General features: G+C 75.0%; 12 protein-coding genes. 2 read left to right on the forward strand and 10 right to left on the reverse strand.

The window, feature by feature from the left end; all coding sequences use genetic code 11:
• Window positions 1-93: 93 nt before the first annotated feature.
• From IE248_RS26145 to IE248_RS26155, 3 genes are all read right to left on the reverse strand, one after another.
• On the reverse strand, window positions 94-2,895 hold the full coding sequence (locus IE248_RS26145) for an AfsR/SARP family transcriptional regulator (protein ID WP_190031883.1): 2,802 nt from the start codon (window positions 2,893-2,895) through the stop codon (window positions 94-96).
• A gap of 198 nt (window positions 2,896-3,093) precedes the next feature.
• Complete coding sequence (locus IE248_RS26150; RefSeq protein ID WP_190031884.1) at window positions 3,094-3,324, reverse strand: hypothetical protein; 231 nt, start codon at window positions 3,322-3,324, stop codon at window positions 3,094-3,096.
• Between the two features lie 93 nt (window positions 3,325-3,417).
• Window positions 3,418-4,488 (reverse strand): NAD(P)-dependent oxidoreductase, encoded by a 1,071-nt coding sequence (locus IE248_RS26155; RefSeq protein WP_037796902.1) that lies wholly within the window; start codon window positions 4,486-4,488, stop codon window positions 3,418-3,420.
• Window positions 4,489-4,777: 289 nt separating this feature from the next.
• Here IE248_RS26155 and IE248_RS26160 point away from each other — a divergent pair, with 289 nt between their 5' ends.
• Complete coding sequence (locus tag IE248_RS26160) at window positions 4,778-6,934, forward strand: SpoIIE family protein phosphatase (RefSeq protein WP_229895529.1); 2,157 nt, start codon at window positions 4,778-4,780, stop codon at window positions 6,932-6,934.
• A 22-nt stretch (window positions 6,935-6,956) separates the two neighbouring features.
• Here the strand turns inward: IE248_RS26160 and IE248_RS26165 are convergent, their stop codons facing one another.
• The 7 genes from IE248_RS26165 to IE248_RS26195 form a co-directional block, all read right to left on the reverse strand.
• A complete protein-coding gene (locus IE248_RS26165) occupies window positions 6,957-7,097 on the reverse strand; it encodes a hypothetical protein (protein ID WP_164495736.1) in 141 nt (46 codons plus the stop codon).
• A 189-nt stretch (window positions 7,098-7,286) separates the two neighbouring features.
• Complete coding sequence (locus IE248_RS26170; protein WP_037796900.1) at window positions 7,287-8,393, reverse strand: mechanosensitive ion channel family protein; 1,107 nt, start codon at window positions 8,391-8,393, stop codon at window positions 7,287-7,289.
• A gap of 223 nt (window positions 8,394-8,616) precedes the next feature.
• The gene (locus IE248_RS26175; RefSeq protein WP_229895530.1) at window positions 8,617-9,903 is read right to left on the reverse strand and encodes a PA0049 family protein; all 1,287 of its coding nucleotides are present in this window, start codon (window positions 9,901-9,903) and stop codon (window positions 8,617-8,619) included.
• Between the two features lie 178 nt (window positions 9,904-10,081).
• Window positions 10,082-11,320, reverse strand: coding sequence for a cytochrome P450 (locus IE248_RS26180; protein ID WP_037792580.1), 1,239 nt, complete (start codon window positions 11,318-11,320; stop codon window positions 10,082-10,084).
• Between the two features lie 26 nt (window positions 11,321-11,346).
• Window positions 11,347-12,738: an NAD(P)/FAD-dependent oxidoreductase gene (locus IE248_RS26185; protein WP_073794232.1), complete on the reverse strand. Its 1,392-nt coding sequence runs from the start codon at window positions 12,736-12,738 to the stop codon at window positions 11,347-11,349.
• Window positions 12,731-12,964 carry a ferredoxin gene (locus IE248_RS26190; protein WP_037792611.1) on the reverse strand — a complete coding sequence of 78 codons (234 nt, stop codon included), beginning with the start codon at window positions 12,962-12,964 and terminating at the stop codon, window positions 12,731-12,733. Before IE248_RS26190 ends, IE248_RS26185 begins: the two co-directional genes overlap by 8 nt.
• A 124-nt stretch (window positions 12,965-13,088) precedes the next feature.
• Entirely contained in the window at window positions 13,089-13,751 is a 663-nt protein-coding gene (locus IE248_RS26195; RefSeq protein ID WP_100581743.1) for a hypothetical protein, read from the reverse strand.
• 185 nt (window positions 13,752-13,936) lie between these two features.
• Between IE248_RS26195 and IE248_RS26200 the strand changes: the two genes are divergently transcribed.
• On the forward strand, window positions 13,937-14,806 hold the full coding sequence (locus IE248_RS26200; RefSeq protein ID WP_190031885.1) for a hypothetical protein: 870 nt from the start codon (window positions 13,937-13,939) through the stop codon (window positions 14,804-14,806).
• The last annotated feature ends 34 nt before the right edge of the window (window positions 14,807-14,840 follow it).

A 14,840-nucleotide genomic window follows, 5' to 3' on the forward strand; every position in this document is an offset into this window, starting at 1 on the left:
CAAGTCCCCCCGGGAATCGGCGCAATAGGGCGGATACCCCATCGAAGGTCCCGGCCCCGGCGTCGTCCCCATGCCCCGCCCGGCGCCCTTTCTCTAACGGTCCGTCAGAACTCCGAGCGCCGCCAGCGCCGAGCGGGCCGCCTTCTCGCCCTCCTCGTACGCGTGCGCCCGCGCCTCCCGCAGGGCGTCACCGAGTTGGCGGACGGCCTCGCCCGTACGGCCCGTGGCCGCCAGCGCCCGCCCGTACAGCGTGCGCAGCGCCACCCGCCGCGGCGCGGCCAGCCGGGGCGCCAGGGCCAGGCCGCGGGCCGCGTGTGCGGCGGCCTCGGCGGGGGAGCCGTCGGCGAGCAGATGGTGCGCCAGGTGCTGGTGGGCGAGGGTCACGGTCTCGGTGTGCCCGGCCCGCTCGGCCAGGGCGAGCGCCCGCACCAGCAGGTCCCGGGCGCGCTCCCGGGCGCCGCCCTGCTCCGCGGCGCCGTCCCGGTCGTGCGCGCCGTCCCGCTCCCGGGATCCGTCCCGCTCCGCTGCGCCGGACCGCGTCAGCGCGACGGCCAGGTTGATCCGGGCGATGGCCTCCCCGGCCGTGTCCCCGGCCAGGGCGGCCAGTTCGGGCGCCCGCTCCAGCTGTACGAGGGCCTCCGCGGGCCGGCCCTCCTCGGACAGCACCCAGCCGAGCAGCGCCCGCGCCCGGGACTGGCCGCCGGGATCCCCGTCCAGCTCGGCCGAGGCCAGGCCCCGCTCCAGCAGCGGCACCCAGCCGTCACGCACCTGCCACACGATCAGCGGCCACTGGAGCAGCACCAGGCGCCAGGCGCGGTCGTGCAGTCCCGCCGCGGCGGCGGCCTCGACCGCGCCGCGCAGCGCGTCCCGCTCGGCGGAGTACCAGGCGAGCGCGCCCGCACGGTCGTCGAACGTCCTGATCCCGACGGCCGGCCGGGCCCCGGGCGGCAGGGCGCAGCACGGCTCGCCGCCGGGCTCGGCGGCGGCGCTCGCCGCGAGGAGCGTGTGCAGCCGGTGATCCAGCAGCCGCAGCAGCCCGTCCCGGTCGCACCCCGGGGTCAGGCTGCGCGCGTAGAGCCGTACGAGGTCGTGCAGTACGTACGCGTGCGGGCCCGCCTCCACGACCAGCTGGGCGGCGGCCAGCTGGTCCAGTGCGGCGGCCGCCTGGGCGGGCGCGCAGTCGGCGAGCGCCGCGGCGGTGCAGGTGTCGAGCGTGGCACCCGTGTGCGGACCGAGCCGGTGGAACATCAGCCGCGCGGGCTCGGGCAGTTGCCGGACGGTGAGGCCGAGGGCGGCGGCGACCCCGGTGTCCTCGACCCGCAGCAGGTCCAGCCGAGTGTGCTCGTCGGAGAGTTCGCCGGCGAAGGCGGCGAGCCCCCGGTGCGGGCCGGTGGCGAGCCGGGCGGCGGCGACCCGCAGGGCGAGCGGCAGGCCGTCGCACAGATCGGCCAGCCGCACCGCCGCCTCGGGCTCCGCCGCGACCAGGGCCGGGCCGAGGACGGCGGCGAGCAGCGCGGTGGACTGCGCGGCCGGGAGCGCGGCGAGCGGGACGGGCCGGGCGGCGTCCGAGGCCACCAGCCCCCCGAGCCGGTCGCGGCTCGTGATGAGGGTGACGCAGTCCTCCCCGCCGGGCAGCAGCGGCCGGACCTGCGCCGAGTCACGGGCGTTGTCGAGGACCACCAGCATCCGGCGGCGGCCGGTCAGCTCGCGATAGCGGGCGCCCAGGGACTCCGGTGTACCGGGCATTCCCTCGGCCGGGACCCCGAGCGCGAGCAGGAACTCGCGGAGCACGGCGGCGGTGTCGCGGGCCGGGGCGGGGCTGTAGCCGCGCAGGTCGACGAAGAGCCGGCCGTCGGGGAAGTCCGCGTGGCGCAGGTGCGCCCAGTGCAGGGACAACGCCGTCTTCCCGACCCCGGCGCTGCCCGTGATCATGGCGATCGGGCCGGGGGCGCCCGCCGTGGCCCGGTCGAGCGCCGCGAGTTCCCGCTCGCGCCCCGTGAAACCGCGCGGGCGGCGGGGCAGCAGCTGCGCCGCCGCGAGGGCCGGGGCCGGGCCGGCCGGCGGATCCGGGGGCACCGCCGCGCCGGGTGCGGCCACCGGCGCCGCACCGGTGCCCGCCACCACGGGCGCCGATGGAACGGACGCCTCCGCCGCGTCGGCCCGTAACAGAGCGGTGTACGCATCGGTGAGCACCGCTCCGGGACCGACTCCGAGCTGATCGGCGAGCAGCCGCCGCGTGCGGTGGAACCAGTCGAGCGCGTCCGACTGCCGCCCCGCCCTGCCCAGCGCCAGCATCAGCCCCGCGATCAACGGCTCCCGCAGCGGGTTCGCGGCGACCTCGGCCCGCAGGACGGCCGCCGCCGTGCCGTGCTCGCCGAGCCGCTCGTGCGCCGCCGCGAGCTCTTCCACGGCGGCCAGCCGCAGCTCCTCCAGCGCGTGCGCGGCGTTCTCCAGCAGCGGGCTGCGCACGGTCCCGGCCAGCGCGGGCCCCCGCCACAGCGCGAGCGCGTCCCGCAGCACCGACACGGCCTCGCCCGGCTCGCGCAGCGACCGGGCGGCGCCGAGCAACTCCTCGAAGCGGTGCGCGTCCACCACGGCACCGGGCAGCCGCAGGACGTACGCGGGGCCCTGCGTGACGAGTTCGATGCCCTGGGCGGCGGCTCCGTACTCGGTGAACAGCGCGCGCAGCCGTGAGACATGACCCTGGAGCACGGTCCGGGAGTGCCGGGGCGGCTCCTCCTCCCACAGCGCGCCGGTCAACCGGTCGACGGTGACGGCCGTGTCGGGGTGCAGCAGCAGTACGGCGAGCAGGCTGTGCCGCTTGGCGGGGCCGAGCGGCAGCGGATCCCCGTGGTCCGTCACCGCGGCGACCGTTCCCAACACGCGGAACTGCATGCAAGCCCACCCCTGTTCACTCGTCCGTCCACGGCCCCGGCTGAGGATACGTCGGGTGATTTCGGGAAATGAGTGCGTTCCCGGCCAATCGGAACCGGCTGCGTTAGCGGGGTGTTAGCGGGCCGTTGCCGGGGGCTGGCAGTCTCGGCGGTGTCGGTCGGCCGGCGGGGAACGGGCGGCTCCGTCGGCCGGCGCGCGTCAGTCGGCCTTCCGGTGTCCGAGGGCCGCTGCGGCGCAACCGAGGGCGACCATGACGGCGTAGCCGGGGACCTCGTGACCCTCGGGGACGAGGAAGCGCACGAAGCCCATGAACCGGATGAAGCCGAACCACTCGTGGAGCAGCCCACTGGCGCCGCCCACGACGAGGACGAAGGCGAGCAGGCCCAGGAGGCCCTTCAGCGAATCGGGTAAGCGGGAAGAGGAGGACATGCCCCCGACCGTACGGGCCGGGGCGCGGCCCCCACGTCCTCCTTTCGGTGTGACCGGCGACGACGAAAGAGAACGGCCGCCGACCCCTTCGGCTCAGCCGCCCACCACGGGGACGCCTTCGGGGCGGCCACCGAGCAGCGCCGCGATGTGGTCCGCGCACGCCAGGGCCGCCGTTGCCATGGCGCCCCGTGTCATCCCGGCGACGTGTGGGGTGAGCAGCGCGTTCGGCAGCCCGAACAGGGGCGAGGCGAAGGCGGCGTGCTCGTGGGCGAAGGTATCGACGGCGGCCGCAGCGAGCGGCTGCGCCGGATCGCGCAGGGCCTCGGCCAGCGCCTGTTCGTCCACGATCCCGCCCCGGGCGGTGTTCAGCAGGACAGACCCCGGCCGCATCAGGGCCAGTTCCGCCCGGCCGATCAACCCCCTGGTCCGCGGGGTGAGCGGGAGGTGCAGGGAGACCACGTCGCTCGTGGCCAGCAGCGCGGCGAGGGACGCGGCCCGGGGCACCGGGGCCGCGGCCGGACGGGGGCGCGGGTCCCGTGAGCAGGCCTGGACGGCGATGCCCAGCGCGGTGGCCCGCTCGGCCAGCGCCACACCGATCCGGCCCAGCCCGACGATGCCGAGGGTCAGCTCCGCCAGCCCCACGGCGGGAGCGGCCGGTGTGCTCCAACGGCCTTGGTGCGCGGCCTCGTTGTACGCGGGCAGGTCGCGGGTCAGGGCGAGCAGCTGGGCCAGGGCGAACTCGGCGACCGCGGTCGCGTTGGAGCCCGGGGTGTGGGTGACGGCCACGCCGTGGCGGGCGGCCGCGGCCCGGTCGACGTGGTCGGTGCCCGCCCCGGCCCGGCCGATCACGCGGAGCGGGTGGGCCAGCGCCGGATCGGCCGCCGCCGCGAGGAAGGCCTCGCGCATCGGGACGCCGCCGCGGGACTTCACCGCGTGGTGGCCGATGCCGTCCCGGACGGTCTCGGCGATGAGCGCCGCCTCGTCGAAGGCGTCGAAGTCGGTGAAGTCCACCCGGCCCGCCCACGCGGCCCGGGCCGCCGCCTGGTCGGCCACCCGCCGGAGGTTCAGCGTGACGGCCAGCCCGTGGCCGAGCAGCCGCTCCAGCTCCCGGTCCAGCAGCGCGCCGGGCGCCGCGTCCAACAACAGAACCCGCGCTGGTGCCACGGGATCCCCCTCCCCGGCCGAACGGCCCACGACGGGCTCCGACCGTGGTGGAGCCCTGGTGCGAACGGGAAGGGTATTCCAGAAAACGGCTTCCGGGGGCTCCGCGCGGTGGCCGCGGGCGGCCCGGCGCGAGGCCTTCGCCGCCGGGACCCGGGCCGCGCCGTGAAGATCACGGCGGACTGGGCCGGAGCGGGCCGGAGCGGGCCGGAGCGGGCCACGGCGGGCCCGCGGCGGGCTCGCCGGGCGGCCGGTCCCGACGGGAGGGCGGGCGGCGGGGGACCATGGTGGGGTGGACAACCTTCCGGGGCGCGATCAGAACGCCGGCCGGCGCGAGCTGGGTGAGGCGCTGGTCGAGTCCTGCGGTACCGCCGGCGCGTCCATCGGCATGCTCTACCTGCCCGACCCCGACCCCGCCCGGCGCGTACTGCACCTGACGCTGACCACCGGGCTCTCCCGAGAGTTCGCGGCCCCCTGGTCCCGGGTGGGGCTCGACGACCCCATTCCGGTGGCCGACGCGGTCCGCGAGGGCCGGCTCGTCTGGCTCGGGGGCCAGGAGGACACGGCCCGGCGCTACCCGCGCCTCGGGCTCGTCCTCCCGTACGACTTCGCCCTCGCGGCGGCCCCGCTGACCGCGGCGGGCGACTCGGCCGACCCGACGGGGGCCGGCCTGGTGTTCCTGTGGCCGGGCTCGCACGAACCCCACCTCAGCGAGCGCGAGCACCAGACCCTCCAATCGGCCCGCGACCACCTGACCGGCATCCTGCTCCGGGCCGCCGGGGAAGGCCGGCCCGCCCGCCCGGCCGCGTATCCGGTCGTACTGAAACCCCTGCCGCCGCCCACCCCCGGACCGGCCGAGGCGGCCGCCGCCATGGCCTTCATCCGGCGCCTCCCCGGCGGGAACTGCGCCCTCGACCTGAACGGCACCATCACCTTCCTCACCCGGGAGGCGGCCGACCTGCTCGGCGCACCCGTCTCCGGCCTGCTCGGAAACCTGCCCTGGGAAGCCCTTCCCTGGATGGACACCCCCGTCATCGAGGACCACTACCGGGCCGCCGCGATCAGCCGGCTGCCCCGCACCTTCACCACCCCGCACCCCACCGGCCGCCAGCTGCGCTTCGACCTCTACCCGGACGACACCGGCATCAGCGTCCGCATCACCCCCGGAAGCGACGAGCCCGAGGAGCCCACCGCCTCCGCCGTCCCTCGGCCGGGCCTGCCCAAGGAGCCCGCGCCCAGCCGGGCCACCGCCCTCTACCCGCTGATGCTGCTGGCCGCCACCCTCACCGAGGCCGCCCACGCGCAGGACGTCGTGGAGAAGGCCGCCGACCAGCTCGTACCCTCATTGGGCGCGCAGGCCATGGCCCTGCTGGTCGAGGAGGACGGCCGGCTGCGCGTCGTCGGACACCGCGGCTACCCCGCCGCGCTCATGGCCCGCTACGACGGCACGCCCGTCCGCGCCGCCACCACCCACGTCCTCAGCACCACGACCCCGCTGTTCTTCGGCGACGCGGACGAGCTCCTGGCCGCCCACCCGAAGGTGCTGATCGAGGACGGGATGGCCGCCTGGGCCTTCCTGCCCCTGATCGCCTCCAACCGCCCCGTCGGCTGCCTCGTCCTCGCCTACTCCCACCCCCACACCTTCGCGCCCGGCGAACGCGCCGTCCTGACCTCCATCGCCGGGCTCATCGCCCAGGCCCTGGACCGGGCCCGCCTCTACGACACCACCCACCAGCTCGCCCACAGCCTGCAGACCGGGCTGCTGCCCCGCGTCCTGCCCCGGATCCCGCGCTTCGAGGTCACCGCCCGCTACCTCCCCGCCGCGCGCGGCCTCGACATCGGCGGAGACTTCTACGACCTCATCCGGATCGACGACACCACCGTCGCGGCCGCCATCGGAGACGTCCAGGGCCACAACGTGAGCGCCGCCGCACTCATGGGCCAGGTCCGCACCGCCGTCCACGCCAGCGCCGGAGCGCCCCCGGCGGAGGTGCTCGCCCGCACGAACCGGCTGCTGACCGACCTCGAACCGGGACTCTTCACCAGCTGCCTGTACGTCCACATCGACCTCGCCGCCCGGCGCGCCCAGCTGGCCTCCGCCGGTCACCCGCCGCCCCTGCTGCGCCACGCCCGCGGGACGGCCGAGATCCTCGGCCTGCCGCCCGGACTCCTCCTGGGCATCGACCCCGAGGCCACCTACACGGCGGTCGACGTACCGTTCGCCCCCGGTACCCTCCTCGCCCTCTACACCGACGGCCTCGTCGAAGTCCCCGGCGGGGACATCGAGGAGGCCATCGGCGAGGTCGGCGCCCTGATCACCGCGGCTCCCGAGCGCCAGCCGCTCGACGACCTGGCGGACGAGCTCATCACCCACTCCTGCCGCGGTGCGCCCCGCACCGACGACATCGCGCTCCTGCTGCTGCGCTCCGAGGACCCCGAGTACTCGTAGGACCCCGAGCCCTCCGGGCCGTCTAGCGGTAGTCGTCCTCGTCGAGCATGACCACGCGCGCCTGCTCGGCCGCGTCGCCGTCCGCCACCTCGGGGGCGTCCGCGTCGCGGACCTCCCGGAAGTGGTCCTCGAAGGTGTCCGGGTCGGTCGGGTCAACAGGCATGGGGGCACTCCCTCGGGCTCAAGGCGTTCCGGCGGTGGCGCAGCGCGTCCGCCGGTCCAACGAGCACCGGCCGGGACCGGGCACGCGGCCGTTCGGGTCACGGGGGGTCACCGCCCGGCGGGCCGGCCTACGGACACCGGCCCGGCTCCGCTCGTCGCGGGGCCGGGCCGGGCCGGAGGGCCGGGGATCCTAGCGGCCGCCGTCCGAGAGCAGCGACGGCGGCGCGTCGCGCTGGTGGGGGACCGGCGCGGACGGCGCCGTCTGGAACTCGTCCCGGTGAACGGCGACCGTCCGGGTCGGGGCGGGGATGGAGATGCCCTCCGCCCGGAAGCGCTGGTGCAGCCGCTTGATGAACTCGTGCTTGATCCGGTACTGGTCGCTGAACTCGCCGACGCCCAGGATCACCGTGAAGTTGATCCGGGAATCCGCGAACGTGTGGAAGCGGACCGCGCCTTCGTGATCGGGGACCGCGCCGTTGATGTCGGCCATCACGCTGTCGACCACGTCGAGGGTGACCCGCTCCACGTGCTCCAGGTCGCTCTCGTAGCCCACCCCGACCTGCACCGAGATCGACAACTGCTGCTCGGGCTGGGTGAAGTTGGTCATGTTCGTCCGCGCGAGACGCCCGTTGGGGATGATCACGAGGTTGTTCGACAGGTTGCGCACCACGGTGTTGCGCCAGTTGATGTCGACGACATAGCCCTCCTCGCCGCTGCTGAGCCGGATGTAGTCGCCGGGCTGCACGGTCTTCGAGGCGAGGATGTGCACGCCCGCGAAGAGGTTGGCGAGGGTGTCCTGCAGGGCGAGGGCGACCGCGAGACCGCCGACCCCGAGCGCGGTCACCAGCGGCGCGATGGACACGCCCACCGTCTCCAGCGCGACGAGCACGCCCATCACCAGGACCACGACACGGGTGATGTTGACGAAGATGGACGCCGACCCGGCCACCCCGGTCCGCGCCCCCGCCACGGACTGGACGAGGCCCGCGATGACGCGCGCCGCGCTGAGCGTGGCGATGAGGATGAGCACCGCGGTCAGCGACTGGTTGACGAACCCCTCGACCCGCGCGGTGAGCGGCAGGGTCGTCGCCGCGACCGCGGCGCCGGCGATGAGGGCGGCGCCGGGCGCGATGGTGCGCAGCGCGTCGACGATGATGTCGTCGCCCCGCCACCGGGTGCGCTCGGCGTGCCGCCCCAGCCACCGCATCAGGGCGCGCAGCAACAGCCCGGCGGCGGCTCCCGCGGCCAGCGCGATGCCGGCCACCAGCCAGTCGTGCAGGAGGAGCTCCCGGTTCAACGGACGCCCTCCGCTCCGCGCCGGCCCGGGGGAGTGGCGGCGGGCGGTGCCGGCCGTCGTATGAGGTGTGTCGTCACCTTGTCACCTGTCAGTTCGTCGTGCCTGGAGCTCCGTTCGGGCGTACGCACACATCCGGAACGGGCTGCCATCCTGCCCCATGGCATCCGACGGCACCGCAGGTGGGCCGGTGTGACACCCCGCCACCCCCGCGCCGGCCCGGCCGCTACGGACGGGCGGCGGCGTGTTCCAGGATCGCGCGGACCTCGGCGGTGATCGCGCTTTCGTTGCGCTCGAACTCGGGTCCGGTCAGCAGCTGCTGGTCGGCGGGCAGGCCGGTGAGCACCGGGGTGTGCAGATGGCCGCCCGGCAGTCGCGGGGTGAGCTCGGCGCGCAGCCGGTTGGAGCGGTACGCCACCTCGTTGGACAGGTAGCCGCCCCCACCGCCCTCCACGGCCCGCGAGCCGGGGGTGGGACCGTCGGCCCGGTCGACGGGCGCCGTGCCACCAGCCGGTATCTCGGTGACCTCGGTGTTGAGGAGGACCGGGTACGGGCCCCGCACCGCGGCGGTGACCGCGGCGGCGGGCAGCGTGGTCCGGATGAACTCCGGTCCGGGGCCCAGGCCGGGCGCGGTGACGGGGTGCTCGCGGGTGCCGCCGGAGAGGGCGCGGTTGTTGTCGGGGTACGGGTCCGCCGAGCGGGCCCGCCCGGCCCAGTCCTCCAGGGTGAAGATGCCGGGGTAGCCCTGGCTGACGCTGGTGATGACGTCCGCCGCGCCGGGGCCGCCCGCCAGCCGGGGGGTGAACGCCCGCTCCACGATGCCGGCGTCGAAGTCGGCGTACCGCACGGGCAGGACCACGGCGCGGATCTCGGCGCTGCTGCCGTCGGCGAGGGTGACGCGGCGGCCGCTCAGCTGGAGCGCGGCCGAGCCGGAGGGGTTGGCCCGGCGGATCTCGGCGTCGAGCCCGAAGGGGTCGAACCCGCTGATGAACACGCGCCGGACGCCGGGCGCGGCCCGGAAGGCGTTGTTCGTCAGACCGCGGGAGGCGTCCTCGAAGCGGGTGCGCAGCGCGGCCCGGTCCAGGGCGAACCCCGGTTCCCAGCGGGCGAGTCCGGCGGTCATGGCCACGCGCGCCCAGTAGAGCGGCCGGTCGTCCCCGGCCGTGAGGTCGCCGCCGGGTCGCTGCCCCTGGGCCCGGCGCACGGCGGCCTGCCAGAGGGCCTCGCCCCAGGAGTCGACCAGGCGGCCCGCCTCGTCCTCGCTCCGTACGCTGCACAGCGCGGCGGGGAAGCGCCGTACGAAGTCCGTGAAGCCGGCGCGCTCGACGAGAGCGGTGGTCCGCGCGTCCGCGAGCCGCGCCTGTTCGGCGTCGAGCGGGACGGAGACCGGGGTGCGGCAGGGGGAGGAGCCGCCGTCCGCGTGCGCGGGGGAGGTGACGGCCAGGGGGAGGACCGTGGCGAGAAGGGCCGCGGCGGACGCGGCGCGGCGTAAGGGCATGATGCGAGAGGTCATGCGATGTGACATTACATAGCCCTCGCCGCCCCCACCAGACGTCCGGGCGCGGTGACGCGCGGGGGCGGCCGGCGGCGCCCGGGTGAACTCCGCCCACCACCCCCGCCGGACGCGCACCACCCCCGCCGGACGGCCGCCGGTCCGTCGCCGGTCCGTCGCCGGACCGCCGCCGGTCCGCTCAGGAACGGATCCCGTCGCAGGTCACGTACAGGTGGCGCGGTCCGCGCAGGACCGCGTTCTGCCGGTAGGGCGGCGGGTCCTCGATCAGCTGCGGGTTCTCCAGGCGCCGGGCCAGCTCGCTCAGCGCGAGCTGCGCCTCCAGCCGGGCCAGCGGGGCGCCGAAGCAGCTGTGGATGCCGCTGCCGAGCCCCAGGTGCTGGATGTCCTTGCGGTACGGGTCGAAGCGGTCCGGGTCCTCGAACCGGTGCGGGTCCCGGTTGCCGGAGGCGAGGATCAGCCACATCGAGGAGCCCTTGGGGATCGTGACCCCCCGGACCTCGATGTCGACGAGCGGCGTGCGCTGCGGCAGCAGCTGCACGGGCGGCTCGAACCGCAGCAGCTCCTCCACCAGGGGCACCGCCAGCCCCGGGGTCTCGCGTAGCTGCCGCAGCACGTCCGGATGGCGCAGCAGCGTCAGCATCCCGTTGGTGATCAGGTTGACGGTGGTCTCGTGGCCCGCGATGAGCAGCAGGGCGGCGGTGCTGAGCAGCTCCATGGTGCTCATCGAGCCGTCCTCGCCGTGCGCGACGGCCAGTTGGGACAGCATGTCGTCCTTGGGGTCCTTGCGCCGCTCCTCGATCAGCCCGGCCAGGTACATGCCGAGCTCCATGCGGGCGTCGTGCGTGGTCTTGTCACGCTCCGTCGGATCGGAGTCCGGGTCGGGGTCCAGGCTCGCGGCGAGGGTGTCGGCCCAGACGTGGAAGCGGGCCTCGTCCTCGCGCGGCACACCGAGCAGCCGACAGATCATGGTGACCGGGAACGGGTACGAGAACTGGTCCACCAGGTCGATCCGCCCCGGATCGCCGAGGTTGTCGATCAGACCGGTGACGATGCCGCGGAGGTCGTCGCGCATCCCGTCGATCCGGTGCGGGGAATGCGGGGGGCCGAACGGCCGGTTGGTCATCCGGCGCAGCCGGTCGTGCTCCGGCGGGTCCAGCTTCAGGAAGCTCGGCGGCAGCGCCGCCGCGCCCTCCTCCCCGCTCTCGGCCAGCGGATCCCCGGCCGTCGCCGCCAGGTTGCGGGCGTCCGAGCTGAGCCGCGGGTCGTGCAGCAGGCTCTGGATGTCGAAGTAGGTGCTGATGACGTACGGGCCGTCCCCGTCGTGGAACACCGGGGTCTTGCGCAGCTCCTCGTACAGCGGGTACGGGTTCGCGCGGTTGGAGTAGTCCAGGATGTCGGTCAGGATGCCGTGCTTCATGCCGGGTCCTCCGGAGGGCGGTCGGGTCAGTGCCCGGCGGGGGTGAAGGTCATCCGCCGGTCGGCCGGCGAATATCCGCTGAGGGTGATGGTCGGCCCGTGCGTGGGCAGGGACGGGTCGGGGAAGTCCGCGGGCAGCGCCTTCTGCCCCTCCGGGCGCCGGTCCACGGTGGGGAACGGCGGCGGGAAGGGGGCGGTGGCCTCGATCTGCTGCTGGTAGAACTGCAGCCAGCGGCAGTTGTCGAAGGTGACCGCCCCGATGACCCGGCCCTGGTAGCCGTAGACACCGGTGAAGCGGCGCTCGGCCCGTGAGCCCTGGGTGATCATGATCTCCGTGCCCATCGGGGGCACGCCGACGGATTTGATGTTCACCCCGAACTGGGTGGACCAGAACGCCGGCACCCAGATGTGGGGGCGCCGGTCGGTGCTCTCGCTGAGCATGTTGTGGGCCGCGGTCTCCGCCTGGGAGACGGCGTTGCCCCAGTGCTCCAGGGACAGGAACTGGTACCCGAACAGCGGGTGCGGGGAGCGCGCGACGTCGCCCGCGACGAAGATGTCGTCGGTGACGATGCCGCGGATGTCGAAGGCCCGGCAGCCCGCGTCGCAGGCGATGCCGCGCGGACCGGCGCCGAGCCCGGATCCGGACAGCCACTCGGTGTTGCGCTGGGCGCCGAGCGAGACGACGACGACGTCGCACTCCAGGGTGGTGCCGTCGGAGAAGTGCGCGGCGCGGACCCGCCCGGTGGCATCGCCCTCCAGGGCCGTGACCATGATGCCGGTGCGCAGATCGACCCCGTTCTCCCGCTGGAGTTCGGCGGCGACGGCCCCGACGACCCCGCCCAGCGCGCCGACCAGGGGAGCATCCCCGCGTTCGGCGACGGTCACCTCCAGCCCGCGCTCGCGGCAGGCGGAGGCGATCTCGGAGCCGGTGAACCCGGCGCCCACGACCAGCACCCGGCGCGGTCCGGCGTCGAGGCGCCGGGCCAGCGCCGCGCCGTCGTCCCGGGTGCGCAGCACGAAGACGCCTTCGAGCTCCGCCTCGGCCTCGTTCGGCCAGGGCCGGGCCCGTACGCCCGTGGCGATGAGCAGCCGGTCGTACGGGACCTCGTCGCCGTCGGCCAGCTTGACCCGCCGGGCCGCCATGTCGAGGCCGGCGGCCGGTACGCCGAGGCGCCACTCGGCGTCGATCTCGCGGCGCCGCGGCAGCGCGGTCCGCTCGGCTCCGGCCCGGCCGAGCAGCACCTGCTTGGACAGCGGCGGGCGGTCGTACGGCTCGTACGGCTCGTCGCCGATCATGGTGAGCGAACCGGCGAAGCCCTTGTCGCGCAGGGTCTCGGCGGCCCGCAGGCCGGCGAGGGACGCCCCGACGACGACGATCCGGCCCTCGCGCTTGAGGTGTTCCAGGGCCCCGTCAGGCATGGGAGGCCTCCCCGGCGCCCTGCGCGGCCGCCATGTCCAGCTCGTCCACGAGGATCGCCTGGACGGGGCAGGCCGCGACGGCCTGGGCCACCCGCGCCCGCTGGGCGTCCTCGGCCTCCGGGTCGTAGAGCAGCCCCTCGTCCCCGTGCATCGCGAAGACATCGGGCGCCAGGAAGGCGCACTGCGCGTATCCCTGGCATCGGTTGAGATCGACGACAAGCCTCAGCAAGGTGCGGTCCTTTCGACGGCCCCCGGGTCCTTGGCCCCGTGGTTCCCCGGCCCAGCGTGCGCCGCGCGGCCGCCTCCGGCCCGTCCGGCCGGTCCGTTGGAGTGACCGCCGCGCGCGTGAATCACCCTGAGGCCCCTGAGGCCCCTGAGGCCCCGGAGCGCCCGGAGCGCCCGGAGAGGATGCACAGGCTGACGATCAGCGCCCAGGCGGGGAAGACCATCTCGCTCCACGGGAAGGAGGAGCCGGCCACCAGCAGGACCAGGCCGACCGCGTACCCGAACAGGGCGACCGGGAGGGGGAGGACGCCGAGTTTGCGTCCGATGGTGGAGGTGGCGAACACGAAGACGGCAGCCATCCGCATCGCGTACGTGGTCAGCAGCGTGTACGCGAAATGGCGGCCGAACTGCGAGCCCTGATCGCTGTCCAGCACGGTGCCGGCGGCCGCCACGGAGGCGAACAGGGCGCCGACGAAGATCAGGCCGCTGCCCAGGAAGACGGTGGTGATGAACCGGTCCTCGGCGTCCCCGGCGTTCTCGCGCAGCGCGCCCATGAACCACAGGAAGGCGATGCCGGCGAACGGTACGAGTTCCAGTGCCGTGGCCAGCGCGCCCCGCCGTCCGGGGGCGATCGTCACGTCCGCGCCGCTGGCCCCGTCGGGCAGCGCGATTCTTACGAGCGCGATCGCCGCCGCCAGCAGGACGGCGAAGACGATCCCGGCGAGAGCGGCGGCCCGGGGGGTACTCAGGCTCCCGGCGGCGGACGCGGGCGGTGCGGGGTGTCTCATTCGTCCAGCAAGCCGGGTGCCCGCCGCCCGTGCCAGCGGAGCCGGGCGCACGGGTGAAGCGGCGGGAGTCCTCGGAGGGGACCGGGCGTGTCACGCGGACGAAGAACCGGTTCGCCCGCCGCGCCCCTCCTAGGGTGCTCTGTGGCCCGTCACGGCCATCTGTCCCCCGGGAAGGACGTCCCCGCATGCACACCGACAACCCCGGCCTGCTCGCGCCCAGCGAGGCGACGCTGGTCATGTTCGCGACCGACATGGACCCCGAGACGCGCAAACTCGTCCACGTGACGTACGGGGCCCAGGGCAACGGCAAACGCAGGATCATCTCCATCGGCACCGACGCGGCCCACACCGACGCCGTCGTGGCCGCGGACGAGCCCTGGGCGGACTCGCCGGGGCTCAAGGGGGTCACCTCGCCCCTCATGACGATCCCGGTGCCGGGCCGCGACCTGGTGGACGGCGGCAGCGAGCACTACCTGTTCTGGCACGACGAGGGCACCAAGCAGCTCAAGTACCGGACGGTCCGGACCGTCCACGGCGCCCCCTACACGATCACACCGGTGACCGACGACCGCGCCGTCTCCGCACACTGGGAGGCGCTGAAGGACGTGGTCTGGCCGGTCACGAGCATGCCCGTGCCCGGCCGGCAGGGGGTCGACGGCCGTAACGAGAGCTACCTCTTCCACTACGACACCGAGGGCCGGCTCTGGTACTCGACGATCTCGATCGGCCACCACGCTGACCACACTGACCGCGCCGACCACGCCGACCACACGGGCGTCCTCGTGACCGAGGCCCGGCCGGTCGCGGACTGGTGGCAGGCGTCGCTGAAGGGCATCGGGCAGCTGATGGAGATCCATCCGGTCCCGGGCCGGCAGAACGCGGGCGGCGCGAGCGAGTTCTACGTCTTCCACCAGGACGGCCGGCCCGGCACCGCGCGGAAGCTGACGTACCGGAGGATCGCCGTCGGCACCGACGCGGAGCACGCCGACACCCTGGTGACGGAGGACCGCCCCGTCGCCGACTGGTGGTCCACGTCGCTGAAGGGCGTCGCGTAGCGGGCACCCGGCCAGGCGGGGACCCGGGCTCCCC

The organism is Streptomyces goshikiensis (assembly GCF_014650555.1).
Lineage (GTDB): Bacteria > Actinomycetota > Actinomycetes > Streptomycetales > Streptomycetaceae > Streptomyces > Streptomyces goshikiensis.

What these genes read in the sequence shown, in the direction of transcription:
- IE248_RS26175 (WP_229895530.1), bottom strand. Translation starts at nt 9,903, where the DNA reads ATGACCTCTCGCATCATGCCCTTACGCCGCGCCGCGTCCGCCGCGGCC.
- IE248_RS26180 (WP_037792580.1), bottom strand. Translation starts at nt 11,320, where the DNA reads ATGAAGCACGGCATCCTGACCGACATCCTGGACTACTCCAACCGCGCG.
- IE248_RS26145 (WP_190031883.1), bottom strand. Translation starts at nt 2,895, where the DNA reads ATGCAGTTCCGCGTGTTGGGAACGGTCGCCGCGGTGACGGACCACGGG.
- IE248_RS26185 (WP_073794232.1), bottom strand. Translation starts at nt 12,738, where the DNA reads ATGCCTGACGGGGCCCTGGAACACCTCAAGCGCGAGGGCCGGATCGTC.
- IE248_RS26165 (WP_164495736.1), bottom strand. Translation starts at nt 7,097, where the DNA reads ATGCCTGTTGACCCGACCGACCCGGACACCTTCGAGGACCACTTCCGG.
- IE248_RS26200 (WP_190031885.1), top strand. Translation starts at nt 13,937, where the DNA reads ATGCACACCGACAACCCCGGCCTGCTCGCGCCCAGCGAGGCGACGCTG.
- IE248_RS26195 (WP_100581743.1), bottom strand. Translation starts at nt 13,751, where the DNA reads ATGAGACACCCCGCACCGCCCGCGTCCGCCGCCGGGAGCCTGAGTACC.
- IE248_RS26150 (WP_190031884.1), bottom strand. Translation starts at nt 3,324, where the DNA reads ATGTCCTCCTCTTCCCGCTTACCCGATTCGCTGAAGGGCCTCCTGGGC.